Origin of the sequence: Peptostreptococcus anaerobius VPI 4330 = DSM 2949, assembly GCF_000381525.1 — a bacterium.
In the GTDB taxonomy this organism is placed as follows: Bacteria; Bacillota; Clostridia; order Peptostreptococcales; family Peptostreptococcaceae; genus Peptostreptococcus; species Peptostreptococcus anaerobius.
Genome location: NZ_KB906668.1, coordinates 1 through 1,981 on the forward strand (window position 1 = coordinate 1; position 1,981 = coordinate 1,981).

General features: G+C 33.6%; 5 protein-coding genes and 1 pseudogene. 2 read left to right on the forward strand and 4 right to left on the reverse strand.

Going from position 1 to position 1,981, the window contains the following annotated elements; genetic code table 11:
* The first annotated feature begins 212 nt into the window (after positions 1-212).
* The gene (locus F823_RS0110325; RefSeq protein WP_004167331.1) at positions 213-422 is read left to right on the forward strand and encodes a hypothetical protein; all 210 of its coding nucleotides are present in this window, start codon (positions 213-215) and stop codon (positions 420-422) included.
* A pseudogene (locus F823_RS11495) lies at positions 419-541 on the forward strand (transposase); the annotation flags it as partial. The gene F823_RS0110325 and the pseudogene F823_RS11495, both read left to right, overlap by 4 nt.
* 152 nt (positions 542-693) lie before the next feature.
* On the opposite strand, the gene F823_RS0110330 reads toward F823_RS11495, so the two are convergent.
* The 4 genes from F823_RS0110330 to F823_RS0110345 are packed head-to-tail and all read right to left on the reverse strand — an operon-like array spanning position 694 to position 1,862.
* A complete protein-coding gene (locus F823_RS0110330) occupies positions 694-927 on the reverse strand; it encodes a YjcQ family protein (RefSeq protein ID WP_002843524.1) in 234 nt (77 codons plus the stop codon).
* Between the two features lie 11 nt (positions 928-938).
* A complete protein-coding gene (locus F823_RS0110335) occupies positions 939-1,133 on the reverse strand; it encodes a hypothetical protein (RefSeq protein ID WP_002843520.1) in 195 nt (64 codons plus the stop codon).
* Positions 1,102-1,641, reverse strand: coding sequence for a polymorphic toxin type 50 domain-containing protein (locus tag F823_RS0110340; protein ID WP_002843521.1), 540 nt, complete (start codon positions 1,639-1,641; stop codon positions 1,102-1,104). The genes F823_RS0110335 and F823_RS0110340 overlap by 32 nt, the downstream gene beginning before the upstream one ends.
* A gap of 35 nt (positions 1,642-1,676) precedes the next feature.
* Positions 1,677-1,862: a transposon-encoded TnpW family protein gene (locus F823_RS0110345; protein WP_002843519.1), complete on the reverse strand. Its 186-nt coding sequence runs from the start codon at positions 1,860-1,862 to the stop codon at positions 1,677-1,679.
* Between the last annotated feature and the right edge of the window lie 119 nt (positions 1,863-1,981).

Genomic DNA, 1,981 nt, shown 5'->3' on the forward strand with positions numbered 1-1,981 from the left:
GGTCAAATATATTTTAACACAAGAGGTTGTAATCTCTATTTTTTATTTCAAAAACTCCATACTTATTTTACACTATCATATTATTAGTAGTAACAACTTTAGCACTAACATTAGCTTACTTTAAAACTAAAGATATACTATTAGCAATATCTGCTATAGGTTTTTTAGTGGCCACAATATTTGATTATTTATCAACAAGGAGGTAATCGTCTATGGAAGAAAACAAACAAATTGGCAAGTTACCAGCTAATAGAAAATGGGAACAAAAAAACAAAGAAAAGACTAGAATAGATGGGTATCGTCGTACTGCTAGACTTTTTATAAATAAGCACTCTAGCCCAGATGACCTTGAAGAATTAAAAATTCTGATAAAAAAAAGAGAAGAAGAACTAAAAAATAAGGGTGGCAACGAGTCTATGTAAAAAAGAGAGCTGCTTATGTGATTTTAGGTATTACAATAGAAGGCACTAAAGAAGTATTAGGGCTTTATGTCGGAGATGCTGAATTCTCAAAATATTGGTTATCTATATTCAAAGAGCTATCAATCATATTCGAAAAACGCATAAGTTACTAGATTTAAAACTGATTTTATAGCAGTTTTTATTGACATGCAAAAAAATTAAGTAATATTATAAATTAAAGGGAGGTTGGATTTTCACCAGCCTTCCCAATAATCAAATATTTATTTTTTAACTACCTAATCGGAGGATTAGCCAATTTCACCCTTGGGTAATCTTGGGCTAGTGAATACCATATGTCAATACCCTGTATGTATTCTTGTTCTTTTAACATTGACACTATCCTTGACCACCTAGGTTTAATTATATCAAGCTCTTTATACCCTATTAACTCCGGGTCGAACTCTTCTAAATCCATATACTTTTCAAGTATCTTCAAAATCCTATATATGTATTTAAAATTATCCATTGTTACACCTACTAGTCTAGAATTGTAATACTTTCAATGTCAGACTGTTCCGCCTCGAAATGTTCACCTATAAATATCAATGCTTCCTCTTCATCATTGGCTGGATGCATATAATACGAACAATAATCTTCATTTGACTCACCGTTTATATAAACAATTCTAATTTGATGGCCTTCAGCTCTTCTCATTTCCTCTAGACTTACCATTGCTCGGCCCCTTTCTAGGCACTATATGCGTACCCTCATTTGAATAGTGTATTGAAAAATATCTTGTCGGTGTTACTTCTCTAATAACTTCATCGACAACAAACTCCATTGTATCCTTACCGAATACAAATTCTTTCTTAACCCAATTTTTATTTGGGCTAGTTATTTTATAATCTCCAGTACCGTGATAAGCGTCGACAAGCTCCTGTGGGTCAACCTCCTCGGCTAAATAACTTTTGCCATCGTAATTATTATGACCTACTATGTGTTTGCCTTGCTTACCCTCATGAATCTTTTTAATACACTCATCTGATTTTATATATTTCCTTGTTTCTTCAATTTTATCATTTATGGCTTTTTGTATCAAGTAATCTTTGGTCTTTTTAACATCAACATCCCTGACTTTAGTCTTACTTGGGTCAATCTTGAATCCCTGGTCTTGACTTCGGTTCTTCTGCCTGACTTCCAGTTGTGTCAGCTTTCTTTTCTCGTTGTTGAAGTTATTCAAGTCCGTTGTTCCTGCAACAACTTGTCAAGGACTTTCTAATCATTTTTATGAGGTTTTTTATCTTTTTCTCGCTCCATTTCCCTAAGCATTATCCTTTTCAATTTATCTTGCATAGTTTCAGTCGCATTTTCATTAAAATGGACAATAACCTCATAATTTGCCTTTTCAATCTTCTTTATAGTCTTTGTTCCTGCATTATGTTCATTTTTATTTTCGTGCATATTAGTTTCCCTCCTGTTAGTTGCAAATCGAGTAGGGAGGACTTTCTCCTCCCTCTCACACCACCGTACGTGCCGTTCGGCATACGGCGGTTCAATTCATGTAATAATCTAAACAACTA